Origin of the sequence: Paracoccus sp. JM45 (assembly GCF_003590715.1) — a bacterium.
GTDB lineage: Bacteria > Pseudomonadota > Alphaproteobacteria > Rhodobacterales > Rhodobacteraceae > Paracoccus.
In genome coordinates this window covers 1-25,707 of record NZ_QQVY01000008.1, presented here as the reverse complement: position 1 = coordinate 25,707, position 25,707 = coordinate 1, and the positions used below count along the sequence as shown (strand labels likewise).

The 25,707-nt window shown below is 59.3% G+C and carries 28 protein-coding genes; 13 read left to right on the top strand and 15 right to left on the bottom strand.

Annotated features, from left to right (window positions below; all coding sequences use genetic code 11):
* Nucleotides 1-67 precede the first annotated feature (67 nt).
* Nucleotides 68-2,092, top strand: coding sequence for a catalase (locus tag DWB67_RS11550; protein WP_119807700.1), 2,025 nt, complete (start codon nt 68-70; stop codon nt 2,090-2,092).
* Nucleotides 2,093-2,147: 55 nt separating this feature from the next.
* Here the strand turns inward: DWB67_RS11550 and rocF are convergent, their stop codons facing one another.
* Together rocF and metG are read right to left on the bottom strand one after the other, a co-directional pair.
* Nucleotides 2,148-3,077, bottom strand: coding sequence for an arginase (gene rocF / locus DWB67_RS11545; protein ID WP_182911572.1), 930 nt, complete (start codon nt 3,075-3,077; stop codon nt 2,148-2,150).
* Nucleotides 3,078-3,174: 97 nt separating this feature from the next.
* Nucleotides 3,175-4,893 carry a methionine--tRNA ligase gene (metG, locus tag DWB67_RS11540; RefSeq protein ID WP_119807698.1) on the bottom strand — a complete coding sequence of 573 codons (1,719 nt, stop codon included), beginning with the start codon at nt 4,891-4,893 and terminating at the stop codon, nt 3,175-3,177.
* Nucleotides 4,894-5,076: 183 nt separating this feature from the next.
* Here metG and DWB67_RS11535 point away from each other — a divergent pair, with 183 nt between their 5' ends.
* The gene (locus tag DWB67_RS11535) at nt 5,077-5,721 is read left to right on the top strand and encodes a hypothetical protein (RefSeq protein ID WP_119807697.1); all 645 of its coding nucleotides are present in this window, start codon (nt 5,077-5,079) and stop codon (nt 5,719-5,721) included.
* Between the two features lie 55 nt (nt 5,722-5,776).
* On the opposite strand, the gene DWB67_RS11530 is transcribed toward DWB67_RS11535, so the two are convergent.
* Nucleotides 5,777-6,397 carry a GcrA family cell cycle regulator gene (locus tag DWB67_RS11530; RefSeq protein WP_119807696.1) on the bottom strand — a complete coding sequence of 207 codons (621 nt, stop codon included), beginning with the start codon at nt 6,395-6,397 and terminating at the stop codon, nt 5,777-5,779.
* Nucleotides 6,398-6,514: 117 nt separating this feature from the next.
* On the opposite strand from DWB67_RS11530, the gene DWB67_RS11525 reads away from it, so the two are divergent.
* The 3 genes from DWB67_RS11525 (at nt 6,515) to argF (ending at nt 9,770) form a co-directional block, all read left to right on the top strand.
* Nucleotides 6,515-7,333 carry an ABC transporter permease gene (locus DWB67_RS11525; protein WP_255418658.1) on the top strand — a complete coding sequence of 273 codons (819 nt, stop codon included), beginning with the start codon at nt 6,515-6,517 and terminating at the stop codon, nt 7,331-7,333.
* A gap of 171 nt (nt 7,334-7,504) precedes the next feature.
* Nucleotides 7,505-8,677 carry an aspartate aminotransferase family protein gene (locus DWB67_RS11520; protein WP_119807695.1) on the top strand — a complete coding sequence of 391 codons (1,173 nt, stop codon included), beginning with the start codon at nt 7,505-7,507 and terminating at the stop codon, nt 8,675-8,677.
* A gap of 166 nt (nt 8,678-8,843) precedes the next feature.
* Nucleotides 8,844-9,770, top strand: coding sequence for an ornithine carbamoyltransferase (gene argF, locus DWB67_RS11515; RefSeq protein ID WP_119807694.1), 927 nt, complete (start codon nt 8,844-8,846; stop codon nt 9,768-9,770).
* Nucleotides 9,771-9,885: 115 nt separating this feature from the next.
* Here argF and DWB67_RS11510 read toward each other — a convergent pair whose 3' ends face one another.
* Nucleotides 9,886-11,481 (bottom strand): phosphoenolpyruvate carboxykinase, encoded by a 1,596-nt coding sequence (locus DWB67_RS11510; protein ID WP_119807693.1) that lies wholly within the window; start codon nt 11,479-11,481, stop codon nt 9,886-9,888.
* 202 nt (nt 11,482-11,683) lie between these two features.
* Between DWB67_RS11510 and DWB67_RS11505 the strand changes: the two genes are divergently transcribed.
* The 6 genes from DWB67_RS11505 to DWB67_RS11480 all read left to right on the top strand — a co-directional run bounded on the left by DWB67_RS11505 (nt 11,684) and on the right by DWB67_RS11480 (nt 14,933).
* Nucleotides 11,684-12,097 (top strand): HPr kinase/phosphorylase, encoded by a 414-nt coding sequence (locus tag DWB67_RS11505; RefSeq protein ID WP_255418657.1) that lies wholly within the window; start codon nt 11,684-11,686, stop codon nt 12,095-12,097.
* A 30-nt stretch (nt 12,098-12,127) separates the two neighbouring features.
* A complete protein-coding gene (gene rapZ / locus DWB67_RS11500) occupies nt 12,128-13,093 on the top strand; it encodes an RNase adapter RapZ (RefSeq protein WP_119807692.1) in 966 nt (321 codons plus the stop codon).
* Nucleotides 13,094-13,124: 31 nt separating this feature from the next.
* Complete coding sequence (locus DWB67_RS11495; protein ID WP_119807691.1) at nt 13,125-13,544, top strand: PTS sugar transporter subunit IIA; 420 nt, start codon at nt 13,125-13,127, stop codon at nt 13,542-13,544.
* Nucleotides 13,544-13,822, top strand: coding sequence for an HPr family phosphocarrier protein (locus tag DWB67_RS11490; protein WP_119807690.1), 279 nt, complete (start codon nt 13,544-13,546; stop codon nt 13,820-13,822). The genes DWB67_RS11495 and DWB67_RS11490 overlap by 1 nt, the downstream gene beginning before the upstream one ends.
* Nucleotides 13,822-14,436: a TetR/AcrR family transcriptional regulator gene (locus tag DWB67_RS11485; RefSeq protein ID WP_119807689.1), complete on the top strand. Its 615-nt coding sequence runs from the start codon at nt 13,822-13,824 to the stop codon at nt 14,434-14,436. Before DWB67_RS11490 ends, DWB67_RS11485 begins: the two co-directional genes overlap by 1 nt.
* A gap of 86 nt (nt 14,437-14,522) precedes the next feature.
* Nucleotides 14,523-14,933 carry a DUF2852 domain-containing protein gene (locus tag DWB67_RS11480; protein ID WP_119807688.1) on the top strand — a complete coding sequence of 137 codons (411 nt, stop codon included), beginning with the start codon at nt 14,523-14,525 and terminating at the stop codon, nt 14,931-14,933.
* A gap of 47 nt (nt 14,934-14,980) precedes the next feature.
* Here DWB67_RS11480 and DWB67_RS11475 read toward each other — a convergent pair whose 3' ends face one another.
* The 7 genes from DWB67_RS11475 to DWB67_RS11445 all read right to left on the bottom strand — a co-directional run bounded on the left by DWB67_RS11475 (nt 14,981) and on the right by DWB67_RS11445 (nt 19,909).
* Nucleotides 14,981-15,856, bottom strand: coding sequence for a 3-hydroxybutyryl-CoA dehydrogenase (locus DWB67_RS11475; RefSeq protein ID WP_119807687.1), 876 nt, complete (start codon nt 15,854-15,856; stop codon nt 14,981-14,983).
* Nucleotides 15,857-15,967: 111 nt separating this feature from the next.
* The gene (locus DWB67_RS11470; protein WP_119807686.1) at nt 15,968-16,894 is read right to left on the bottom strand and encodes an electron transfer flavoprotein subunit alpha/FixB family protein; all 927 of its coding nucleotides are present in this window, start codon (nt 16,892-16,894) and stop codon (nt 15,968-15,970) included.
* Nucleotides 16,894-17,652, bottom strand: a complete 759-nt coding sequence (locus DWB67_RS11465; RefSeq protein WP_119807685.1) for an electron transfer flavoprotein subunit beta/FixA family protein — start codon at nt 17,650-17,652, stop codon at nt 16,894-16,896. The genes DWB67_RS11470 and DWB67_RS11465 overlap by 1 nt, the downstream gene beginning before the upstream one ends.
* A 135-nt stretch (nt 17,653-17,787) precedes the next feature.
* Nucleotides 17,788-18,360 carry a cob(I)yrinic acid a,c-diamide adenosyltransferase gene (locus DWB67_RS11460; protein ID WP_119807684.1) on the bottom strand — a complete coding sequence of 191 codons (573 nt, stop codon included), beginning with the start codon at nt 18,358-18,360 and terminating at the stop codon, nt 17,788-17,790.
* A gap of 3 nt (nt 18,361-18,363) precedes the next feature.
* Complete coding sequence (locus DWB67_RS11455) at nt 18,364-18,561, bottom strand: twin transmembrane helix small protein (RefSeq protein ID WP_119807683.1); 198 nt, start codon at nt 18,559-18,561, stop codon at nt 18,364-18,366.
* A 26-nt stretch (nt 18,562-18,587) separates the two neighbouring features.
* Nucleotides 18,588-19,412, bottom strand: coding sequence for an SDR family NAD(P)-dependent oxidoreductase (locus tag DWB67_RS11450; protein ID WP_119807682.1), 825 nt, complete (start codon nt 19,410-19,412; stop codon nt 18,588-18,590).
* On the bottom strand, nt 19,409-19,909 hold the full coding sequence (locus tag DWB67_RS11445; protein ID WP_119807681.1) for an SH3 domain-containing protein: 501 nt from the start codon (nt 19,907-19,909) through the stop codon (nt 19,409-19,411). The genes DWB67_RS11450 and DWB67_RS11445 overlap by 4 nt, the downstream gene beginning before the upstream one ends.
* Before the next feature lie 117 nt (nt 19,910-20,026).
* On the opposite strand from DWB67_RS11445, the gene parC reads away from it, so the two are divergent.
* Entirely contained in the window at nt 20,027-22,273 is a 2,247-nt protein-coding gene (parC, locus tag DWB67_RS11440; protein ID WP_119807794.1) for a DNA topoisomerase IV subunit A, read from the top strand.
* A 36-nt stretch (nt 22,274-22,309) separates the two neighbouring features.
* Here parC and DWB67_RS11435 read toward each other — a convergent pair whose 3' ends face one another.
* The 4 genes from DWB67_RS11435 to DWB67_RS11420 all read right to left on the bottom strand — a co-directional run bounded on the left by DWB67_RS11435 (nt 22,310) and on the right by DWB67_RS11420 (nt 25,273).
* Nucleotides 22,310-23,242: an SDR family oxidoreductase gene (locus DWB67_RS11435; protein ID WP_255418656.1), complete on the bottom strand. Its 933-nt coding sequence runs from the start codon at nt 23,240-23,242 to the stop codon at nt 22,310-22,312.
* Between the two features lie 43 nt (nt 23,243-23,285).
* A complete protein-coding gene (locus tag DWB67_RS11430) occupies nt 23,286-23,900 on the bottom strand; it encodes a cytochrome b/b6 domain-containing protein (RefSeq protein ID WP_255418655.1) in 615 nt (204 codons plus the stop codon).
* Nucleotides 23,870-24,319 carry a cytochrome c gene (locus DWB67_RS11425; protein ID WP_119807679.1) on the bottom strand — a complete coding sequence of 150 codons (450 nt, stop codon included), beginning with the start codon at nt 24,317-24,319 and terminating at the stop codon, nt 23,870-23,872. Before DWB67_RS11425 ends, DWB67_RS11430 begins: the two co-directional genes overlap by 31 nt.
* A gap of 132 nt (nt 24,320-24,451) precedes the next feature.
* Nucleotides 24,452-25,273 carry a DUF533 domain-containing protein gene (locus DWB67_RS11420; RefSeq protein WP_119807792.1) on the bottom strand — a complete coding sequence of 274 codons (822 nt, stop codon included), beginning with the start codon at nt 25,271-25,273 and terminating at the stop codon, nt 24,452-24,454.
* Between the two features lie 85 nt (nt 25,274-25,358).
* Between DWB67_RS11420 and DWB67_RS18360 the strand changes: the two genes are divergently transcribed.
* Nucleotides 25,359-25,707: GTP-binding protein (locus DWB67_RS18360; RefSeq protein ID WP_255418654.1), on the top strand; the 349-nt coding region annotated here is incomplete at its 3' end.

The following is a 25,707-nucleotide window of genomic DNA, read 5'->3' as shown; positions in this document are numbered from 1 at the left end:
ATCGGGAACTGCGTGATTGATGCACGTGTTACTTGCCCAGATGCGCAAGCGACCAGAGGAGGCCAGCATGTCCGATATCACCGAGACGCAAGGCAACGGCGGCGAATTGCACCAGCGGGGCGGCGAAACGCTGACCACCAATCAGGGCATTCCCGTTTCAGACAACCAGAACAGCCTGAAAGCAGGGGCCAAGGGGCCAACTCTGCTGGAAGATTTTGTTCTGCGTGAAAAGATTTTCCATTTCGACCATGAACGTATTCCGGAACGGATCGTCCACGCCCGCGGGTCAGGCGCACATGGTTATTTCGAATGCACGGATCCTATTCCCGAGCTGACCTCGGCCAGTTTTCTGACTAAAAAATCCCGCATTCCGGTGTTTACGCGGTTCTCGACCGTTGCAGGCGGTTCGGGCAGTGTGGATACCCCCCGCGATGTTCGCGGATTTTCGGTGAAATTCTATACCGAAGAAGGCAATTGGGATCTGGTCGGCAACGACATTCCGGTCTTTTTCATTCAGGATGCCATCAAATTTCCCGACCTGATCCATGCCGTCAAGATGGAGGCGGACAAGGGCTATCCCCAAGCCGCCAGTGCCCATGACACCTTCTGGGACTTCGTATCGTTGATGCCCGAATCGATGCATATGATCATGTGGGCCATGTCCGATCGCGGCATTCCACGCAGCTATCGTATGATCGAAGGGTTCGGCGTCCATACATTCCGTCTGGTGAATGCCGAAGGCAAATCGACCTTTGTCAAATTCCACTGGAAGCCGAAACTGGGTCTGCAAAGTCAGGTCTGGAACGAGGCTGTCAAAACCGCCGGTGCCAATCAGGATTACCACCGTCAGGATTTGTGGGAAGCCATCGAGGGCGGCGATTACCCCGAATGGGAACTGGGCATCCAGACATTTGACGCCGAATGGGCCGAACAGCAGCCCTATGACGTGCTGGACGCCACAAAGCTGATCCCCGAGGAGGATATTCCGGTCCGCATCGTGGGTCGTATGGTGCTTGACCGCAACCCCGATAACTTCTTTGCCGAAACCGAACAGGTCGCCTTCTGTCCTGCCAATATCGTTCCCGGCATCGATTTCACCGATGATCCGCTGCTGCAAGGTCGCTTGTTCAGCTATCTGGATACGCAGAAATCCCGTCTGGGGACGGCAAACTTCCACCAGATCCCGATCAATGCGCCCAAATGCCCGATGCACAACTTCCAGCGCGACGGTATGATGCAAATGGCCGTGCCCAAAGGCCGTGCCAATTACGAACCCAACAGCCTCAGCCAAGTGGGTGAGGAAACTGGCCCCCGCGCCGTTGATCAGGGCTTCAAAACAGTCAAATCCATGACCGATCTGGGGAATGAGCCGGACCAGAAACTGCGCGTGCGTTCGGAGCTGTTCGGTGACCATTATAGTCAGGCCCGCATGTTCTATCGCAGCCAGACCGAGGCTGAACAGCATCATATTGCGGATGCAATTACGTTCGAATTGTCAAAGGTCGGCTTGGGTCATGTGATTCAGCGCATTCTGGGACATCTGCGCGTCGTGGACGAGGGTCTGGCCAAGATGGTCGCAGAAGGTCTGGCCGAGGAACTGCCAGAGGCCGCGACCCCCTTCCGTGACCCGATCGACATGCCCGTCTCGGACGCGCTGTCGATCGTCAAGAATGCCAAGCATACGCTGAAAGGCCGGAGTGTCGGCATTCTGATCGGCGATGGGGGCGATACGGCGAAGGCAGATGCCATCAAGGCCGCCGTCGAGGCGCAGGGTGGCAAGGTCACCATGATCGCAAAGGAACGCGGCAAGGCAGAGGCGCAGTTGGCAGGCACGCCTTCGGTCCTGTTGGACGCGATTGCATTGGTTCTGGGCGAAGATGACGGGGCAAAATTCGCCAAATACAAACCCGCCATCGACTTTGTATCGGACGCCTTCGCGCACCTGAAAGCAATCGCTGCCGATGATGCCGCGGCACCCCTGCTGAAGGCTGCAGGCGTCGAAGCTGACGACGGCGTTACCGCGCTGGATGCAGATGCATTTGTGGCAGCCGCGTCAAAGCGGTTCTATGACCGCGAAAACAAGCTTTGGTAACCAGTATCCCGGGGGCATCATGCCCCCGGATTTTGTCTTGGTCGGGGGCTGCCCCTTATCCGTAACTGCGAGTCGGACGGTCAAAGACCTTGCGGCCCATCAGACTGCCGACCAGATCGACCATCAGCTTGGCTGTCCGGCCGCGTTCATCCAAAAACGGGTTCAATTCGACTAGATCCAGCGATGTCACCAGCTCTGATTCGTGCAGCAGCTCCATCACCAGATGCGCCTCGCGGAAAGTGGCACCGCCGGGGACGGTTGTGCCGACAGCTGGTGCGATGGAGGGATCAAGGAAGTCGACATCCAGACTGACATGCAACAACCCGTTTGCCGCACAGACGCGGTCGAGGAAGGTCCTTAGCGGCGCGACGATGCCCTGTTCATCCAGAACCCGCATATCGTTCACGGTGATATCGGTTGGCTGCATCAGTGCCAGTTCGGCGGGATCGACGCTGCGGATACCGAACATGCAGATGTTGTCACCGGGGATCGGGTTTGGAAAAGGCGGGAAGGGGTCAAAGCCGTCCTGACCATTGGCATAAGCCATCGGCGTGCCATGCAGGTTCCCCGATGTGGTTGAATTGACGGTGTGGAAATCGCTATGCGCGTCCAGCCAGATCACGAACTGCGGGCGTCCGATGTTCGCAGCATGCGCCGCAACGCCCGCGACCGTTCCCAAGGCCAGTGAATGATCGCCGCCCATAATGATGGGCATGCCGTCAGGCAGGGCATTTTGGGTCGCAGATGCCAGCGCCTTGGTCCATGCGATAGTTTCAGGCAGGTGATGAACAGCGGGATTGGCGCAGGTTTCCTGCCCGATGGGGGCGGGTGCGACATCGCCGCGATCCTCGATCGTGTGGCCAAGGGCGGATAGGGTGCCGGCAAGACCTGCGGTGCGATAGGCGGCAGGGCCCATCAGGCAGCCGGGGCGACGCTGCCCTTCGTCCACGGGGGCGCCGATAAGGATGCAATGGGTCATCCGGATCTCCGTTATTCAGGGTTGATCCGGATAAGACCTGTCCGGCGGTGGAATGTCCACCTCGGGGGCGACGCCGTGATTGTTGTCACGGCGGTGCAAACGGTCAGCTGCGGACGCCGCTGAAACGTTCTTCCCATTCGGCGCGGTTTTCATCCGAAATTTTGGCGAAAAGCACATCGGGGACAGTAAAGACATGGCCTGCGGGCAGGGCGCGCAACGCTGCGGTGACATCATCGGGCCATGCAGCATCGGTGACATTCATCGCCTGTAGGGTCGATTTGGCGGCAAAGGGGATGAAGGGTTCTGACAGGATCGCATAAAGGCGAATCAGGTTCAGGCCCATACGGACCTGCATCGCGGCCTCGTCCGGATCGGTCTTGAAGGCCGTCCATGGGGCTACGGCTTGCAGGTATTCATTGCCACGAACCCAGATGCCGCGCAATTCAGCCGAGGATTTGCGAACCTCCATATCGTTCATCATCCGCTCATAGGTGCGGATGCGGGACGTCAGATCGGCGATCAGTTCCAGTTCCTCGGGGCCGTAATCGGCGCTTTCAGGGACGGCTTCGCTGAACTTGCTGCGGCAGAATTTGGTGATGCGGCTGACGAAGTTGCCCAGCACATCGGCCAGATCCTTGTTCACCGACTGCTGGAAGTTTTCCCACGTGAATTCGCTGTCGCCTGATTCGGGGGCGTGGGACAACAGCCACCAGCGCCAGTAATCGGCGGGCAGGATCGACAGCGCATGGTCCATGAAAACGCCGCGTCCCTGACTGGTGCTGAACTGGCCACCGTCATAGGTCAGATAGTTGAACGACTTGATGTAATCGACCATCTTCCACGGTTCGCCCGAGCCGATCAGGGTCGCCGGGAAGGACAGCGTGTGGAAGGGAACGTTATCCTTGCCCATGAACTGGGTATAGGTCACGTCATCCGCGCCCTCATCCTTGCGCCACCAGCTGCGCCAGTCGGCATCGGAACGACCGTTCGCATCGGCCCATTCGGCGGTGGCTGCGATATATTCGATGGGGGCGTCGAACCAGACATAGAAGACCTTGCCCTCCATCCCCGGCCAATCCTTGTCGCCATGCTTGACGGGAACGCCCCAGTCCAGATCGCGCGTGATGCCGCGGTCACGCAAGCCGTCGCCATCGGTCAGCCATTTCTTGGCAATTGAGGTCGTCAGGATCGGCCAGTCGGTTTTGCTGTCGATCCATGCGGCAATCTCGTCCTTCAGGGCGGATTGGCGCAGATACAGATGCTTGGTTTCACGCACTTCCAGATCGGTACTGCCGCTGATGGCGCTGCGCGGGTCGATCAGATCGGTGGGGTCCAGCTGCTTGGTGCAGTTTTCGCATTGGTCGCCGCGCGCCTTGTCGTAACCGCAATTGGGGCAGGTGCCCTCGATATAGCGGTCGGGCAGAAAGCGGCCATCGGCGTTGGAATAGACCTGCTTTTCAGACACCTCGCGGATATAGCCCTGATCGGCCAGCTGACCTGCGAAATGCTGGGTCAGTGCACGGTTCTGCGGGCTGCTGGACCGGCCGTAATGGTCAAAAGACAGCCCGAAGCCACGGGCCAGTTCGGCCTGTTCGCCATGCATCCGCGCGCAGTAATCCTCGACCGCTTCACCGGTCTTGGCGGCGGCCAGTTCGGCGGGCGTGCCATGTTCGTCGGTGGCGCAGATGAACATCACCTCGTGCCCCCTTGCGCGCTGATAGCGGGCCAGAAGATCGGCGGGCAGCTGGGACCCGACAAGGTTCCCCAGATGCTTGATCCCGTTGATATAGGGCAGGGCAGAGGTGATGAGATGGCGGGCCATGGAATGCGTCCTTTTCAGTCGGCGCATCTCTAGCCCTTGTTGGATGCGATTGAAAGTCTGGGCTGGATTTTCGGTGGAATGAATGCCGGCCATATTAACGCAACGTCAGCGTGCCGGGGCATTGCAACCCCGCGCCACTTTCGACAGTTGGCCTGCTTTCACATAACTGTCACAGAGCCTGCATTGCCCTATTCCGCCCAGAACCGCCCCTTCGATCCTGTCCTTCTGTTCGCTGTTGTTTGCCTGTCGACCTTGACAGTTGTCATGGCGGGGCTGGTGATGGCCCATACGCCCAAGGATGTTTTTGCCGAAAGCGGCCCGATCGAGCGTTTGTCGGCAATCTATCTGGTCTGCGCAGCCATATGGCTGGGTGTCATAACCGACCTGTCACGCTGGCATCAGGTGGTGCTGATCGCTGCTGGCGGGTTGCGCGAGCTGGATTGGGACAAGGCGTTTACCGACAGCGGGATCTTATCGCTGCGGCTTTATTCAGGTGACAGCGGCTGGGGGCAAAAGCTGGCCGGTCTGGTGATTCTGGTCTTATTGATGACGGCGGGGCTGCGTTTGCTGCGCCGTGATTTCAAACCTTGGGTGATGTCACTGCGGGCAGGTGATGTGGCTGCGTGGCTGGTTGCTGGTTGCCTTGGACTGCATGTCATTGCAAAAACGCTGGACGGTCTGGGTCGCAAACTGGCGCCTTGGGGGATCAATCTGTCAGATTGGACCAATACAGTCGCGGGCCGCGCCGAGGAGGCGCTTGAACTGGTGGCCGCCATCCTGATCCTGCAAGTGGTCGCCCTGATCTCGGCACATCAAAACAAGGGCTGACATGAAAAAGGCCGCCCATGCAGGCGGCCTTTCGTGATTTCTATGGGCGTGGCATTCAGCGACGACGGTCGCGACGCGAGCTCATGGGTTGGAAGGCGACACCGACATGGGCCTCGCAGTAAGGTTTGCCCGGCTGGCTGGGCAGACCGCAGAACCAGAATTTCTCCGTTGCCGGATCGCCGATCGGCCATTTGCAGGTCCGTTCGGTCAATTCCATCAACGACAGCTTCAACGCCTTCTTTTCGACTTCGCGGACCGAGGCCAGCGCCTCGGGGCTGATCTCGTTTGCAGAAGGCTGCGGCGGCAGGGGCTGACCTGCGGGCACGATCGGACGACGGGGGACGGGGGTGAACACGGGCTGGGGCGCGGGTTCTTCCTTTTCCTCGGGCTCGACCGCGGCAGGTGCGGGGCGTGGGGCTGCGGGCTGCGGCGCGGGGGCTGCGGCCTTGGGTGCTGCCGGCTTTTTGGGTGCCACAGCTTCGGGCGCGGGGGCTGCTGCTGCGGGTGCAGGCGTTGCCTCGGGCTCTTCGGTGCGGTTGGACAGGCCAAGGCGGTGCACCTTGCCGATCACGGCGTTCCGGGTGACGCCCCCCAGTTCTTTTGCGATGGCACTGGCCGACTGGCCCTCGGACCACATGCGCTTCAGCGTCTCGACACGTTCATCCGTCCAGGACATGGCTGCCTTTCCGGGCGGGTCTGACCTGCCGCCCCATCTTGTAACCTGCGATTGGTCCCGTCAGAAACGGGATGCCGAGATTTAGCCGCCGATGCGCAGAAATTCAAGGACCGCATGATGACCTTGCAGATGATACCTGACCGCCCCGCAATGGGCGTCCGCCGTTTCGGACGTGTAAACTGGCTGGGCCTTCGCACTTTGGCCCGACGAGAGGTCATGCGTTTCATGGCCGTCTGGCAACAGACAATTTTTGCCCCCCTGATGACGGCGGGGTTGTTCGTTGTCGTTTTCGCGCTGGCTTTGGGGCAGGGGCGCGGTGAAATCATGGGCCTGCCCTATCTGGTTTTCCTTGGACCGGGCATTCTGATGATGACAGTGATCCAGAACAGTTTTGCCAATACTTCCAGCAGCATCACCTCGGCCAAGGTGCAGGGGAATATCGTCGACACGCTGATGCCGCCCTTGTCGGCGGGCGAATTGCTGGCCGGTTATCTGGCCGGTTCGGTCGTGCGCGCAGGGCTGGTGGCGACGGTCATTGGCACGGGTATGGTGCTGGTCACGGGACGGGGAATTTCCCATCCTTTGTGGGCGCTGTGTTTTGTCCTGCTGGCGGCAGTGCTGCTGGGCGGTCTGGGCATTCTGGCCGGAATCATGGCTCAGAAATTCGATCAAATGGCTGCGATCACGAATTTTATTATCACACCGCTCAGCTTTTTGTCGGGGACGTTCTATTCCGTGCAAACCTTGCCACAGCCGTTCAACACACTGTCGCATTGGAATCCCATCTTTTATCTGATCGACGGCGCACGCTTTGGCGTGACAGGCGTCAGTGATGCGCCGCCCCTGCGTGGTGCACTGATCTGCGTGGCTGTGGCAGTGGTTGTGCTTTATGTCGCGTGGCGCTGGCTGAAATCGGGATATCGCATGAAACCCTGATAAATGCGCAAATAGCGCTTGCGTCGAAGATGCATCCTGCGCATCTTTGCCGGCATGAGCAAACGACGTGCCCGCATCAACCGACGCTGACGCAGCCCCCGCGGGCCGCGTCCCGCCCCCCGTTTGTCTTCTTCTTCCCGCTTCTTTTGATCCCGTTGCCGGAGCATTCCCATGATTTCGCATGTCTTGCCGACCTATAACCGTGCCCCTTTGTCTTTCGAACGGGGCGAAGGCTCTTGGGCGATTACCGCTGACGGGACCCGATATCTGGATCTGGGCGCGGGCATCGCAGTCAATGTTCTGGGCCACGCAAACCCCGAGCTGGTGGCCGCTTTGACCGAACAGGCCGGTAAGATCTGGCATGTGTCGAACCTGTACCAGATCGCCCAGCAGGAAAAACTGGCCTCGCAACTGGTCGAAGCAACTTTTGCCGATACGGTCTTCTTTACCAATTCCGGCACCGAGGCTGCGGAACTGGCGATCAAGATGATTCGCAAATACTGGGATCACGCCGGTGACCCCGACCGGATCGAGGTTCTGACCTTTGAAGGTGCCTTCCATGGCCGTTCCACTGGTGCCATCGCCGCATCGGGCGCCGAAAAAATGGTTAAGGGTTTTGGTCCGCTGATGCCCGGTTTCCGGACCCTGCCGTGGGGTGATCTGGAGGCACTGAAGGCCGTGATGTCGGACCGGACTGCTGCTGTGATGCTGGAACCCGTGCAGGGCGAAGGCGGCATTCGTCCCATCGCGGATGAGGATCTGCGCGCCATTCGCCAGCTATGCGATGAAACAGGCGCGCTGCTGGTACTGGACGAGGTTCAATGTGGTGTTGGCCGGACCGGACGTTTGTTCGCCCATGAATATTCCGGCGTGACGCCGGATGTGATGATGATCGCCAAGGGCATCGGCGGCGGCTTCCCCTTGGGGGCGGTGTTGGCGTCGGAAAAAGCGGCGGCTGCAATGGTGGCGGGGACGCATGGTTCGACCTATGGCGGCAACCCGTTGGCCTGCGCTGTCGGATCCCGTGTGATGGAGATCGTGGCCGAGCCGGAGTTTCTGGCCGAGGTGAACCGCAAGGGCGGTTTGTTCCGGCAAAAGCTGGAAGGGCTGATTGCGGCCCATCCCGATGTCTTCAAGGGCGTGCGCGGTCAGGGCTTGATGTTGGGCCTGAAGTGCAAGGTGGCTCCGGTCGATCTGGTCAGGGCAGGTTATGACCGGCACATCCTGACGGTACCTGCCGCCGACAACACCCTGCGCCTGTTGCCGCCGCTAAATATCTCGGATGCGGATATTGCCGAGGCGGTGGACCGTCTGGATCAGGCCGCCAGCGATCTGGCGGCCTAAGGATGTCGCTGTGTCTGGCCGGTAAATCGCGAAAACGCCTTCGATGAGGGCATCATTGGTGTGAAAACATTCCAAGGGGCCGCGTGAATGCGCGGTGGGGGCAACGCCCCCTTGACCCCGCCCTCTCAAGCGGGCTTGCTTGCGAAAATCGCCGAAAGACAGACAGATGACCCATTTCCTTGATATCCACACGACCAGCCCCGAGGACCTGCGGTCCATCATCGACAATGCCAAAGCGATGAAAACGGCCCGTAAAGGCCAGCCCAAGGGAACGCCGGACGACGAAACGCCGCTGGCAGGCCATATGGTCGCGCTGATTTTCGAAAAGCCCTCGACCCGCACGCGCGTCAGTTTCGATGTGGGTGTGCGCCAGATGGGCGGGCAGACGATGATCCTGTCGGGATCGGAAATGCAGCTGGGTCACGGCGAAACCATTGCCGATACGGCGCGGGTCCTTTCGCGCTATGTCGATCTGATCATGATCCGCACGTTCGAGGAAGCAACCCTGCTGGAAATGGCCGAACATGCCACCGTTCCGGTGATCAACGGCCTGACCAATCGTACCCACCCTTGCCAGATCATGGCCGATATCATGACCTTCGAGGAACACCGCGGTCCGATTGCGGGCAAAAAGGTGGTCTGGTCGGGCGATGGCAATAACGTCTTTGCAAGTTTCGCGCAGGCAGCTGGCCAGTTCGGCTTTGACCTGACCTTCACCGGCCCGCCCCCGCTGGACCCCGAACGCGAATGGCTGGATTACGCAGCCGCCAAAGGTTATCCGGTAACGATCGAGCGCGACCCGCATAAAGCCGTTATAGGTGCCGATCTGGTTGTCACGGACACATGGGTCAGCATGCATGATCCCCAATCCGCAAAAGAGCGTCGTCACAATCAATTGCGCGGTTATCAGGTCAATACGGCCTTAATGGCAAAAGCCAAGCCTGAAGCGCTGTTTATGCATTGTTTGCCCGCACACCGCGATGATGAGGCGACAAGCGAAGTGATGGACGGTCCGCATTCGGTCATTTTTGACGAAGCGGAAAACAGGCTTCACGCGCAAAAAGCCGTTATGCGCCATTGCCTCGGACTCTAGTCCGCGACATTATATGTAAGATGCCCCGGAACGCTTGATCATGCCGTTCCGGGGCACTCTTATTTGTCTAGCCATAGCAGGATGATATGGGCCGCCGGCTGCGGCGGCCCCTGCGTCAGCCGATAGCCGCGCTGCGAACTTCATCGTCGATGGCATCCAGATATTGCGCGAAATTGTCACAGAACATCTGCACCAGCTTTGCGGCCTGCACGTCGTAGGCCATCGGGTCATCCCATGTGCGACGCGGGTCCAGCAGGATGTCGCTGACATTGGGCACACTGACCGGAACCTCGAAGCCGAAGTTCGGATCTTTGCGGAATTCGACCTCGTTCAGGCTACCGTCCAATGCTGCGGCCAGCAGGTTGCGGGTGGCCGCAATCGGCATGCGTGAACCCGTTCCGAACGCACCACCGGTCCAGCCGGTGTTCACCAGCCAGCAGGACGCGCCGTGCTGGGCAATCTTTTCCTGCAACAGCTTGCCATAGACCTCGGGGCGGCGGGGCATGAAGGGCGCGCCGAAACAGGTCGAGAATGTCGGGATCGGTTCCACCACCCCGACCTCGGTCCCCGGCGTCTTGGCAGTGAAGCCCGACAGGAAGTGATACATCGCCTGTGCTGGTGTCAGTCGCGCGATCGGGGGCAGCACCCCATAGGCATCGCAGGTCAGCATGATCACGTTTTTCGGGTGACCGCCAAGGCTGGTCGGTGATGCGTTCGAAATCGCCTCCAGCGGATAGGCGCAGCGCATATTGTCGGTGATCGAGTTATCCTCGAAATCCAGTTCCAGCGTGTCCTGATCGTAGACCATGTTTTCGATCACGGTGCCAAAGCGCGTCGTGGTGCCATAGATTTCAGGCTCGGCCTTGGGGGACAGATTGATGGTCTTGGCATAGCAGCCACCTTCAAAGTTGAAGATACCATCATCGGACCAGCCGTGTTCGTCATCGCCGATCAGCACACGCGACGGGTCAGCCGACAGCGTGGTCTTGCCCGTGCCCGACAGGCCGAAGAAAATCGCGCTGTCATCAGGATTGTCCGGCGCATGGTTTGCGCTGCAATGCATCGGCATGATGCCTTTGGACGGCAGGATATAGTTCAGCAGCGAGAAGACCGATTTCTTGTTTTCACCGGCATAAGCGGTGTTCGCAATCAGAATCAGCTTCTTGTCGAAGTTCAGCGTGATGACGGTTTCGGAGCGGCAGCCATGGCGCGCGGGATCCGCCTTGAAAGACGGGCAATTGATGATGGTGAATTCCGGGGCGAAACCTGCCAGCTCTTCGGCTTCGGGGCGGCGCAGAAGGTGGCGGATGAACAAGCCGTGCCATGCCAGTTCGGTGACGACACGCACATCCAGACGTTCAGCCGGATCGGCGCCGCCAAACAGGTCCTGCACAAAGTAATCACGGCCCTTCATATGTTCCAGCATATCCGCATGCAGCAGATCGAACGCCTCGGGCGACATGGGCGCGTTGTTTTCCCACCAGATCGTGTCTTCGACCGAGGGCGTGCGGACGACAAATTTATCCTTGGGCGATCGGCCCGTATGCGCACCGGTCGAAACAAGGAACGCGCCGCCCAGCCCCAATTTGCCTTCGCCGCGTGCGACTGCTTCGGTCATCAAGGCAGGCTCTGGCAGGTTGTAATAGACCTGTCCCAGCCCGTTAATGCCTTGATCCTCTAGCCGGCAATCGGGGTTCACGCGCGTCGTCATTTGAAGCTCCTGCTTTGTAAGCTGTCCGCAATGCTGTGTGATGCGGATGAATCGGCTATAGCACGGGCTTTTTATTGCGAAAGAAGCCAGCGCTAACAGTTAGCGCAAACTTTGAATGTTATCGCCAACAGACTAGTCTTGCGACAGTTTCGGGCGGACCATCAGGCTTGTGAACCCGAAAACCGAAGGCAGGGTGATTCGCATGATCCAGATTCACGCAACGACTGTGGCAATCAACGGCAAAGGGCTGGTCATTCTTGGCCCGTCGGGATCTGGCAAATCTTCCGTGGCGCTGCAGCTGATGGCAGTGGGTGCGTTGTTGGTGGCTGATGACCGCACCGATCTGCGTCTGTCAGCAGGGCGATTGATTGCGCAAGCGCCACATCCGCTGCTGGGCAAGATCGAGGCGCGCGGTGTCGGCATCTTGCAGGCCACCCCTTCCGCCCCTGTTCCCGTGACGCAGGCTTGCGATCTGGGACATATGGAAGAGGATCGTTTGCCACAGTTGCGCCATCAGGAATGGCTGGGGATCAGGGTTCCCCTTGTATCGGGGCCGTATCGGTCGCATCTTTATGCTGCGTTGCGGCAGTTGATGCTGGGACATCGCTTGGCATAGCTGCCCCGCCTGACGCATAAAGGAAGACGGATGGCCGACGACAGCACGACCCCCGAAGACCCGCCCGAAGGGGTGCAGCGACTGGTGCTTGTGACCGGACCCTCGGGGGCAGGGCGATCGACCGCCATTAACGTGCTGGAGGATCTGGGATTCGAGGCGATCGACAACTTGCCGTTGTCGCTGATCCCGCGCTTGCTGGACGGTCCGGCGAGGCCGGAACCTTTGGCCTTGGGGCTGGATGTCCGCAACCGGGATTTTTCATCAAGCAACGTGATCGAACTCATCGACCGTCTGACCCGTCTGCCGCAATATTCCCCCGAGGTGTTGTTTCTGGACTGTCAGGCCGATGTGCTGGTGCGCCGTTATAATGAAACACGACGTCGCCATCCGCTGACACCGGATAGCGAACCGATGGCAGGGGTGCAGGCCGAAATCGACCTGCTGGCGGCCATCCGGACCCGTGCCGATGTGCTTCTTGATACGTCCGAACTGTCGCCCCACGATCTGAAGGCGGAACTGACCCGCTGGTTCGATCTGAAGCCTGAAAAAAGCCTGAGCGTGTCACTGCATTCCTTCAGCTATAAACGGGGTGTGCCGCGTGGGGTCGATGTGATGTTCGATTGCCGCTTTCTGGCGAACCCGCATTGGGAACCCTGTTTGCGCGCCTTCGACGGTCGCGACACTCGTGTTCAAGACCATGTCACTGCCGATCCGCGATTCGATGAATTCTTTGACCGGACCCAAGGTCTGGTTGAATTTCTGCTGCCCGCACATCTGCAAGAGGGTAAATCCCATCTGGCAGTGGGCTTTGGCTGCACCGGAGGGCAACACCGTTCCGTCACTTTGGTGGAAAAGATGGCCGTGGCGCTTGCGAATGCTGGCTGGCCGGTGTCAATAAGACATAGAGAACTAGAGCGTCGCAATGCGGCGTTGCACTCTGGCGGGGACGCGTCGCCTAACGGCGAGGCAAAACCGACGCAGAGGCAGGCGTCATGATGACGCGGGCTTTTGAACTTGGTAGGACGCGTTGATCGGAATAGTCATCGTAGCACATGGCGGCTTGGCGCGAGAATATCTCGCGGCGGTTGAACATGTCGTGGGCCCGCAGGTGGGTATCGCTGCTGTCGCGATCGAAGACGATCATGACCGCGCGGCCAAAACTGCGGAAATCAAAAACGCCGCCGATGCTGTGGATCGCGGCGATGGCGTCATTCTGGTGACCGATCTGTTCGGGGGATCACCCTCGAACCTGTCTTTGCCCGCTTGTGCGGTGCAGGACCGGACGATCCTTTACGGTGCCAATTTGCCGATGCTGGTCAAACTGGCAAAATCGCGTAAGCTGTCGGTTGTCGATGCGGTGTCCTTTGCCAAGGAAGCTGGCCGCAAATATATCAATTCATACAATGTCCCGCCCGAGGCTGGCATCATTACAAGAAGCCATGCCTGATGACCGGACCTGTGACGCGCACCTTCGAAATCATTAACGTCAAAGGCCTGCATGCGCGGGCCAGTGCGAAATTCGTCGATGTGGTCGAACGCTTTGATGCACAGGCGCATGTGGAAAAGGACGGGCAGGGCGTGTCCGGCGATTCCATTATGGGTCTGCTGATGCTGACTGCCCCGCGTGGCAGCGAAATCCGCGTGACCACAAGTGGTCCGCAAGCTGTGGAACTGGCAGACGCGCTTGAAGCCCTGGTCAAGGATTTCTTCGGCGAAGGCATGTAGTGGCCGACCGGAAATCCTATCATCACGGCAATCTTCGTCAGGCATTGGTGGATGCGACCGCCACCCTGATTGAAGAAAACGGCCCCCAAGCTTTCACCCTGACCGAGGCTGCGCGCCGTGCAGGTGTGTCCCCTGCCGCGCCCTATCGCCATTTCAAAGGACGTGAAGACCTGCTGGAAGAGGTTGCCCGCCAAGGGTTCGTCGATTTTGCCGACAGGCTGAAGGCCGCCTTCGATGATGGCCGTCCCCGTCCTTTGACGGCTTTCCTTCGCACGGGCCAGGCCTATCTTGATTTCGCTGCAGCGCGGCCCGGTTTCTATATGGCAATGTTTGAATCAGGAATCTCGGTCGCAGGTAACGCCGAGCTTTCTGCAGCGTCCGATCGCGCACAAGGTGTCTTGATCTCGGCAGCCGAGGCTTTGGCAATCCGCCTGCCTGTCGACAAGCGCCCGCCGTCGCGCATGGTGGCCAACCATATCTGGGCGCTAAGTCACGGCGTGGTCGAATTGTTTTCCCGTGGCAAGCCCGGCAGCCGCAGTCCCGTGGCCCCGTCCGAGATGCTGGAAAGTGGCGCGATCATCTATCTGCGCGGGCTTGGCCTGATCCCCGATTGAAATTTCATCCTTGAACCCTTGACGGATGGCCCTGTCATGCCAATCTATGTAAATGTGATTAACATTAACATTGGGAGTAACACCACATGAACACCGCCACTCAGGCAATCTATCCGGCCGATCCCGCCAAGACGCGTTTCAGCGATTTTCTAGCGCGCGGTCGTGACTGGCTGGACAGCAAGGGGCGACCCGCTTGGATCGCTGCGATGATCCTTGGCTTCATCGCCTTCTGGCCGGTTGGTCTGGCCCTATTAACCTATATGATTTGGAGCAAACGTATGTTCGGATGTAACAAGCGCAGCTATACGGCCCGCGCCACCTATGCCGCGCCCAGCACGGGCAACCATGCTTTCGACGCTTACCGCGAACAGACGCTCAAGCGCCTTGAGGATGAACATAACGAATTCATCGGCTTCCTGCAGAAGCTGCGCGAAGCCAAGGATAAAGCCGAATTCGATCAGTTCATGGAAAGCCGCGCACCCAAAGACGCAGCGTAATGCGACAAGCGGGGCCGGTGAACGGCCCCGCCGCCTGACTTCGGGCCTTAGCGGGTCGGAACCGGCGTTTCGCCGCGATAGTCGTAAAAGCCGCGACCGGTTTTGCGGCCCAGCCAACCAGCCTCGACGTATTTGGTTAGCAGCGGGCAGGGGCGGTATTTCGTATCTGCCAGACCGTCATGCAGGACATTCATGATCGCAAGACAGGTATCCAGACCGATGAAATCCGCCAGTTCCAGCGGTCCCATGGGATGATTGGTCCCCAGCTTCATCGCGCTGTCGATCGAACTGACCGATCCGACGCCTTCATACAGCGTATAAACAGCTTCGTTGATCATCGGCATCAGAATGCGATTGACGATAAAGGCGGGGAAATCTTCTGCCGTGGCAGAGGTCTTGCCCAGTTTTTCAACCACCTCGTGCAAGGCGGTATAGGTTGGTTCATCCGTCGCAATTCCGCGGATCAGCTCGACCAGCTGCATCACGGGAACGGGGTTCATAAAGTGGAAACCCATGAATTTTTCTGGCCGGTCGGTGCGGCTGGCCAAACGCGTGATCGAGATGGAGGAGGTGTTCGAGGTCAGGATCGTTTCAGGCTTCAGATGCGGAACAAGATCTTCGAAAATTGCCTGTTTGACCGTTTCGCGTTCGGTCGCAGCCTCGATTACCAGATCACATTGGCCCAATTCGGACAGTTTCAGCGTAGTTTTAATATGGGCCATGGCATCGGATTTGATCCGGGCGCTGATCTTGTCACGGCTGACCTGCCGTTCCAGATTACGATCAATCAGCGAGACTGCCTTATCAAGCGCATCCTGATTGATGTCGTTGATCAGAACGTCGAACCCCGCAAGTGCAAAGACATGGGCAATTCCGTTGCCCATCTGACCCGCACCGATCACGCCAACCGACTGAATTGCCATTTTGCACCCTCATATTCTTTGGACGTGACGATAGGGCGGGGGGAAAGGTGCTGCAATGCAAAACCGCCCCCGAAAATATCGGGGGCGGTTCAGGTCGGATTGTCGGAAGCCTTACAGCTTTTCGGTCAGTTCCGGCACGATGGTGAACAGATCGCCAACCAGACCGTAGTCGGCAATCTGGAAGATCGGCGCTTCTTCGTCCTTGTTGATGGCGACAATGACTTTGCTGTCCTTCATACCGGCCAGATGCTGAATTGCACCTGAAATGCCGATGGCAACATACAGGTCCGGCGCGACCACTTTGCCGGTCTGCCCGACCTGCCAGTCGTTCGGCGCATAACCCGAATCAACTGCCGCACGCGATGCACCGACGGCTGCATTCATCTTGTCGGCCAGCGCCTCGATGATGGCGAATTGTTCTTTCGAACCAAGCGCACGACCACCCGAAACCACACGACCCGCCGAGGTCAGCTCGGGGCGGTCGCTTTCGGCAACCTCGTCCGAGACCCATTTCGACAGCGCCGGATCATCGGCAATTGCCGCATCGGAAACCGCAGCCGATCCGCCTTCGCCCGCTGCGTCAAAGCTGGCGGTGCGGATGGTCATGACCTTGGTCGCATCGGTAGATTTGACCGTCTGGATTGCGTTACCGGCATAGACCGGACGCTCGAACGTGTCAGCGTCGATAACGGCGGACACATCCGACATCACCATCACGTCCAGCAAGGCGGCCACGCGCGGCACGACGTTCTTGGCATCGGTCGTGGCGGGCGCGACGATATGGCTGTAATCGCCCGCAAGGCTGACGATCAGCGCGGCAGTCGGTTCGGCCAAGCGATGGCCATAGCGCGCATCCTCGGCGACCAGCACCTTGGCAACGCCGTCGATCTTGGCGGCTTCGTCTGCGGCGGCACGGGCGGATGCCCCTGCACACAGCAGGGTCACATCGCCCAGAGGCTGGACTGCGGCAACGGCTTTGGCCGTCGCATCGCGGCTAAGTTCACCATTGGTGACTTCGGCAAGAAGTAGAACAGCCATCACACGACCCCCGCTTCTTTCAGTTTCGACACCAGTTCATCGACCGAGCCGACCTTGATCCCGGCCTGACGGCCTTCGGGTTCGCGCGTGCTGACAACCGTCAGGCGCGGCGTGACATCGACGCCGTAATCGGCGGCGGTCTTTTCATCCAAGGGCTTTTTCTTCGCCTTCATGATGTTTGGCAAGGACGCATAGCGCGGTTCGTTCAGGCGCAGGTCTGCAGTGATGATCGCGGGCAGCGTGACCTCGATGGTCTGCAGGCCGCCGTCGACTTCGCGGGTGACCTTGGCTGCGTCGCCTTCGATGTCCAGCTTGCTGGCAAAGGTTGCCTGGCTCCAACCCAGCAGGGCGGACAGCATCTGGCCGGTGGCGTTCATGTCGTTGTCGATCGCCTGCTTGCCGGCGATGACCAGACGGGGCTGTTCCTCATCGATCACGGCTTTCAAGATCTTGGCGACGGCCAGCGGTTCGATATCCTGATGGACGTCGTCGGCTGCAATCACAAGGATCGCACGGTCCGCACCCATCGCCAGCGCGGTACGCAGCGTTTCGGCGGATTGCTTGACGCCGATGGATACGGCGACAACTTCGGTTGCAACGCCTTTTTCCTTCAGGCGGATGGCTTCCTCGACGGCGATTTCGTCGAATGGGTTCATCGACATTTTAACGTTGGCCAGATCGACACCCGATCCGTCCGCTTTGACACGGGCCTTCACGTTATAGTCGATCACGCGCTTGACTGGCACGAGCACCTTCATTGGTCTCTCTCCCTTATATGCGTCATCTGTCCGGGCAAATTGTTAGACAGGGAAACGCCGCGATAACAGTGCAAAAACGCGAAAAGACGCAGCGTTTGCAGAAAATCGCGGCAGGAACCCCTTTGTTTTCATAGGTTAACGGCTGGCCCCCGGCACCCACAGGATGTCATCGGTCCCCCCGTTATTGGCCACACGTCCCGCCACGAACAGCCAATCGGACAGCCGGTTCAGATAGCGGATGGCCGCAGGGTTCACGTCACCAGCCACCAGCATTTCGGTCGCGCGGCGTTCGGCGCGGCGCGCGACAGTGCGCGACAGATGCAGATGCGCAGCCAATGCAGTCCCGCCGGGCAGGATAAAGCTGCGTAGCGGCTGCAGGTCGGTGTTCATCACGTCGATCTCGGCCTCAAGCCGATCCACCTGTGCGTCAATGATGCGCAGCACAGGGTAACCCGCCTGATCGTCAGCCGCCATATTCGGGCGTGACAGGTCTGCGCCCAGATCGAACAGATCGTTCTGGATCACTGCCATTTGTCGGGCCAGATCGCCGGTGGCATGTTGGCGGCACAGGCCAAGCGTGGCGTTCAGTTCATCAACCGTGCCATAGGCTTCGACACGCGGATCATGTTTGGCCACACGGCTGCCGTCCGACAGGGCGGTGTCGCCCTTATCGCCGGTACGGGTATAGATCTTGTTCAGCACGACCATGGTTCAGGCCCTCCACCAGACGAAAAGCAGCATGATGACGATTGCGGCTGCCTGTGCATAAAGCCGCCAGCGCATCATCCGGTTTCCATGTTTCTTGTTGAATTCGCCGCCACGGGCAAAGCCGCCGATACCGGTCATCAGAACCGCCAGCACAACGCCGATGGCCAGAACAGAGACGACAAACAGGGATTTATCTTGCATGGGCGCACCGCCTTTCGGCGCAAAGATTAACTGCGCCGCGCAAACCAGTCCAGAGCGCGCCCCGGCAGAACCCGCCGCGCCACCGCCGATATGCGCGTCGGCGCTGTGACATAGTAACGCGCTTTGGGGTCCGGCACTGTCAAAGCAGTCAGGATACGTGCGCTGACAGCAGATGGTGGTAATTCGAACCGGTCCTTGCCCGAAGGTTCGTAAAGCCGCTTCAGCAGGCTGGCACGATATTGTTCGACACGCGGGCTGGCCTGCCAATCGACCCATTTTTCGAAATGCGGAATGGCATTTTCACGGATGCGGCTGGTGATGGGGCCGGGTTCGATTAGCACAATCTTGACGGGCGTGCCGTGCATTTCCAGCCGCAGGACATCGGTCAGCCCCTCAAGCGCGAATTTGCTGGTGACATAGGGGCCGCGCCAAGGAATGCCGACCAGCCCGAGGACCGAGCTGATGGTCACGATCCGTCCCGCGCCCCGTTGGCGGAAATGCGGAATCAGGCGCGTGGTCAGATCATGGGTGCCCAGCAGGTTGGTTTCCAGAATGGCGCGCATCGCACCGCGCGGCATATCTTCGACCGCGCCGGGCAGGGCGAAGGCAGCGTTATTGACCAGCGCATCGATCGGGCCGCCCGCCAATGCCTGCGCGACACAGGCCGCGACGCTGTCTTCGTCTGACAGTTCCAGATGCAGGCATTCCATCCCTTCTGCCTGACGGGCGGCGATGTTTTCAGGTTTGCGACAGGTTGCGATGACATCCCAGCCATTCGCCTGCAAGTGACGCGCCGCATCAAGGCCGATGCCTGACGAACAGCCGGTGATCAGAACGCGAGGCTTTATCATGGTGCGTCAGGCGACAGGAACTGCCCCGATACATAGCCCAACTGGTCCTGTGCGGTGCGGATCTGCACCCAATCGCCGTCGGCGCTGGCCACAGCCTCGACCGCGGTGCCGCGCGCCAGACTGTCGACGACCGAATTCTGCGTGCCCGGACCCGACCGCATATTTACCCGTGATGCCGTCACATACATGATCTCACCATCTTCGCCCAGAACCACCGCAGGGGCCGCTGGCGTGCGCCCCGCATATTCGGGCGAAGGGACAAGCTCCGGTCCCGGATATTCGATCTTTTTTTCGGGTGTCTGTGCTTCGGCCTGCACAACCGGCTGGATGGGGGCCGTCTGCGCCAAGGGGTCGCGGCCTGCATCCTGCGCCGCGCTGACCGGTTTTTCGGGGCGCGGGGGGTGCTGGCGGCTGCGCAGATCACCGGTCCCGAAGGTCTGCAACGCCACAAAAAGCCCCAGCAATGTTGCCAGCATCAGCAATCCAAGTCTGATCATCCTGCAGCCCTTCGCAACGCGTTTCAGGCACCATTAAACCAAATGAGGACATAAGGCCAACCGGATGGCATGCATTTCCGTCTGGACCGTCAGGGCCACGCAGCCTATCCAAGACGCATGTCCGATGATCAACTTCCCGCACCCGATAAGGGCTTTGAAACAGAACCGCTCAGCCGGGCTATTGGCGAACGGTATCTGACCTATGCGCTGTCCACGATTATGCATCGCGCCTTGCCCGATGCGCGTGACGGCCTGAAACCTGTGCATCGCCGCATTCTTTATGCGATGCGCGAATTGCGCCTTGCGCCGAACGGGCCGTTCCGTAAATCGGCCAAGATCACCGGCGATGTGATGGGCAACTATCACCCGCATGGCGATGCCGCGATCTATGATGCGATGGCCCGTCTGGCGCAGGATTTTGCCATGCGCTATCCGCTGGTCGATGGTCAGGGGAACTTTGGCAATATCGACGGCGATAACCCCGCCGCCGCCCGTTACACCGAAGCGCGTCTGGCGCAGGCATCAGAATCATTGCTGACCGGCCTGACGGAAGATTCGGTCGATTTCCGCCCCAATTACGACGGCACATTGACCGAGCCTGTGGTCCTGCCCGCCGCCTTCCCGAACCTGCTGGCCAACGGGTCGTCAGGCATTGCGGTTGGCATGGCCACGAACGTTCCGCCACATAACCTGCATGATGTTGTCGATGCCTGCCTGCATCTGATCAAAACCCCCGAAGCCCGCGACGATACGCTGGCGGGAATCATTCAGGGGCCGGACTTCCCGACAGGCGGCGTCATCGTCGAAAGCCGCGAATCCATCGCGGAAACCTATCGCACCGGACGTGGTGCCTTCCGCGTGCGCGCATCTTGGGAACAGGAAGATCTGGGTCGCGGGTTGTGGCAGATTGTTGTCACGCAGATCCCCTATCAGGTCCAAAAATCCAAATTGATCGAGCGTCTGGCCGAGCTGATCCACACACGTAAAATCCCGATCTTGGGTGATGTGCGCGACGAATCCGCCGAAGACATCCGCATTGTTCTGGAACCCAAGAACCGCACGGTTGATCCTGAACAATTGATGGGTGCGCTGTTCCGGTCCTGTGATCTGGAAATCAAGTTCAACCTGAACATGAACGTGCTGATCGATGGCCGCGTGCCCAAGGTCTGCAGCCTGAAAGAGGTTCTGCGCGCTTTCCTTGACCACCGCCGCGAGGTGCTGGTCCGCCGCACGAACTTCCGTCTGGAAAAGATCGCCGCACGGCTTGAGGTCTTGGAAGGCTATCTAGTTGCCTATCTGAACCTTGATCGCGTGATCGAGATCATCCGCTACGAGGATGAGCCCAAAGCCCTGATGATCGCCGAATTCAAGCTGAGCGATGTTCAGGTCGAAGCGATCCTGAACATGCGTCTGCGCGCCCTGCGCAAGCTGGAAGAAATCGAACTGCGGGCCGAACGCGATGCCCTGATGGACGAACGTGCCGGTTTGCAGGCGATGCTGGACAGCGAAACCCTGCAATGGGGCAAAATCTCGGACGAGTTGAAAGAGGTGCGCAACCTCTTTGGCAAATCCACCCCCGAAGGTCAGCGCCGCACGCGGATTCAGGAAGAAGGCGAAACGCTGGTCATCGATATGGACGCGATGATCGAGCGCGAACCCGTGACGGTGATCCTGTCGAAGATGGGCTGGATCCGTACGATGAAGGGCCATCAACCGCTTGATGCGGAACTGAAGTTCAAGGATGGCGATGGACCGGGCTTTGCCGTCCATGCGGAAACGACCGACAAGCTGATGGTCTATGCCTCGAACGGGCGGTTCTATACGCTGGCAACCAATACTCTGCCCGGCGGGCGCGGTATGGGCGAGCCTTTGCGTCTGATGGTCGATCTGCCGAACGAGGCTGAGGTGATCGCCATGTTCCCGTGGCAGGCTGGTGCGAAATATCTGGTCGCCTCCAAGGATGCGAACGGGTTTATCGTCAGTTCGGCAGATATTATGGCGCAGACCAAATCCGGCAAGCAGGTCCTGAACGGAGAGGCTTTGCTGTGCCGCCCCGTGACGGGTGACCATGTTGCCGTAGTGGCAGGCACACGCCGGATGCTGGTTTTCTCCTTGACAGAATTGCCGGAAATGTCGCGCGGCAAAGGCGTTCGCCTGATGAAACTGAAGCCGGGCGGTCTGTTCAAGGATGAATTCCTGACCGATGCCATTACCCTGACGCTGGCCGAGGGCATGTCATGGCCGATGGGCGGGGGCAAAACCCGCACCGAAAGCGATCTGTCGGACTGGATCGGCAAACGGGGAACTTCGGGGCGGATGGCGCCAAGGGGTTTTCCGCGCGATAACAAATTTGCCGGAAACTGAATAGAAAGGGCGGGGAAATTCCCCGCCCTTTGTGTTTTACAATCCGCTGCCGCCAACGGATCCGAAATATTCACCGGTGATATAGCTGCCCTCATCCGAGGCGAGCAGCACATAGATCGGGGCAATTTCGACCGGCTGGCCCGGACGGCCAAGGGGCGCGCTTTTCCCGTGCTCCATCGCTTTTTCAGTGGGTTGGCCACCGCTGGTTTGCAGCGGCGTCCAGTAAGGACCGGGACAGACCGCATTCACGCGAATGCCGCGCGGGGCCAGTTGTTTGGCCAGTGACTTGGCATAGGCGACATTCGCCGCCTTGGATTGGGCATAGTCGAACAGATGTGCCGAAGGTGAAAATGCCTGCACCGAAGACGTGATGATGATCGACGCACCTTTGGACATATGCGGCAATGCGGCGCGCGTTACCCAGAAAGGCGCATAGATGTTTGTCTTCATCGTGGCGTCAAAGTTTTCGGTCGTCAGGTCCTCCAGATGGTTGCAGAACTGCTGGCGTCCGGCGTTATTCACCAGAATGTCCAATCCACCCAATTGGGACGTGGCGCTTTCGACCATCTCTTTACAGAAAGCTTCTTCGCGCAGATCGCCCGGAATCGCGACGGCTGTCCGTCCGTCAGCACGGATAGAGGCGACCACGCGGTCGGCATCGGCCTGTTCATCAGGCAGATAGGTGATGGCGACGTCGGCCCCTTCACGGGCAAAGGCGATGGCGGTGGCCGCGCCGATCCCGCTGTCGCCGCCGGTGATCAGGGCGCGTTTGCCCGTCAGGCGACCTGTCCCGCGATAGCTCGTCTCACCATGATCGGGCAGGGGGGACATTTCGCGGGCCAGACCGGGGAAGGCCTGTTCTTGTGCCGGAAAATCCGGAACATGCAGCGTGGGGTCGGAAATTGCGCCGCTGCGGAACGGCGGCTGGATGCTGTCACTGGACATCGTAACCTCGTGCGGTTGTTTCACGAAGCCAACAAAGTCCCGCGTTCTTGGTTCCTGCAAAGGCGGGTTAACCTTTGCGAACCCACTTCCAACCTGTGATCATCGGGCGGACCAGATCCTCGTGCTTCCAGATGCGATAGAAGGCAATGGCGGCAATATGCAGGACGACCACGACAAAAATCAGATCTGCCCCCAAGCTGTGCCAGCCGACAGCTGAACGGTTGATGTCGCGGCTGACCTGATCCGCCAAAGGACCGACGTTGATGAAATCGTCAGGGTCCATGACCAGACCGCTGCCGACCTGCCACAACAGCACCAGCAAAATCGCAATGACCGACAGCGCACCCATCGGGTTGTGGCCCGGTGACAGGCTCGGCTGGCGGCGGGGCAGATGGCGCATATAGGCTAGCGTCGCCTTGGGCCCGCGCAGGAAATTCACGAATCGTGCCGGATCAGGCCCGATGATCCCCCAGATGATGCGGAAGATCACCAGACCCAGAATCGTATAGCCGATCCAGAAATGATAGGTTTTCACCGTCGGACCGAATTTGCCCAGCAGCCAGTTCGCGATCACCAGGGTTGCCAGCGACCAGTGGAAGATCCGCAGAACCGGATCCCAAACCTTGACCTTTTGTGCCTGCCGGGCGTGCATCAGCGGTCTGCGCGATAGGGTTTGTGGCATTCGCTGCAGGTGCTGCCCAGTTTTTGCAGAACCGGCCCGAGGTTGCCTTGACCGCCCATGACTTCCTGATCGATGCCGTCGGTTGCGGTGGCAAAGCTGGCGTATCTGGCGGCGAAATCTTCGGTGTCGGACCAGATGGCGGGCAAAGCGTCCGAGCCCTCCATGTCATCCGAGGATGTGCCTTCGATAAACAGCTTTGGTGCATCATATTGCGCCAGCGCCATCAGGTTTTTGGCAGCGGCGCTAGCTGCAGTTTCATCGTAATCCACCTCGCCTTTGGCCATCCCTGCAAGGGTGCCCATTTCCATCGAGATCATTTTCATCAACCCGTGGCGCGCTTCCAGCGCATCTTCGGCGGGGGTTGCCAAGGCGGCGCTGCCGATAAGGCAAAGGGAGGCGACAAGAATGGACTGGCGCATGGCTGGCTCCTGCTGTTCGGACATAGGTGTAAGATGTCAGAGTGGCAGAGCAGGCGCTTTTGATCAATCTTGCGTATCGACCATCACGATAATGCTATGCGGCTGCATGGGGTCCACGCAGCCGCGCAGGTATCAGTCTTGGTTGTACAAGGGCATGACACCGGCTTTTTCATGGATCTGATTAACTGCAGCACGGTCCAGCTTCATCGCTGTGGCCAGATCGTTCAGATAACGGGCCTCGGCCTCGCTGTCGAAATCGATGGCCAGCAGGGACATCAGATAGACCTGGGATTCCATCCCCTCGGGGACTTCGGCAGCCAGACCTTGTGCATTGACGGGGGCGGCCATCTGGTCGCGGATGAACTGGCGTTCGTCATCGTCCAGATCATCACCCAGATGCCCCAACAGGCGCTGCTTTTCGGCATCATCGATATGGCCATCGGATTTGGCGGCCTGGATCATGGCACGCAGCATCAGGCCTGCGACGGCATTCTGTTCGACGGTCGGGGCAACAGTGGGTTCACCGCCATTGGCAATCGAATCGTTAAAGAGGTCGCCAAAGGTGGCGTTATTTGATTCCTGCGCACCTTTTTGCGCCAGACCGGTTGCGGCACCGCCAGCAGCCGCGCCGCCCAGCAGGCCGGTCAGCATTCCACCAATGCCGCCACCCGAACCGGTGGTCCCGCCCGATTTTCCCGACAGGCTGTCCAGCAACCCGCCAAGGCCACCACCCGACTGGCCCGAACCGCCACCCAAGGCGCGTCCCAGTGTTTGTGACATGCCACCGCCGGTGCCCCCGGTATTGTTTCCCAGAAGGCTGCCCAACAGGCCACCACCGGATGACCCGCTGGTCGGGGTCTGGCTGGTTTGTTGACGATTGTTCATGACGGCACCGATCCCCTTGGCCACCATGACACCGGCTGCAACTTTGGTCAGGCTTTTCATCAGGCTCATGCGAATCCCCTTATGATTTGGCGCCCGCGCAGGATGCTGCGGGGCATCTTCATCAAAGGATATGGGGCTTTGCGGCGCATCGACAATGATCATGCGCAAGGAAAGGGTAAAAGCGGCTGTGGTTGTCATGCCGGACAGGGCAGGGATCGTTGATGATCCCCTTGATTTTCCTTTCGACGGCTTATACATCGCTGCGCACGTCAAATCCGGGGCCGAACAGCCATGCCCCGCTGATCAGGAGGCCCACATGGCAAAGGCAAAGTTTGAACGGAACAAACCGCACGTCAACATCGGGACCATCGGTCACGTTGACCACGGCAAGACAACTCTGACGGCAGCGATCACGAAGTACTTCGGCGATTTCCGCGCCTATGACCAGATCGACGGCGCGCCCGAAGAAAAGGCACGCGGCATCACGATCTCGACCGCGCACG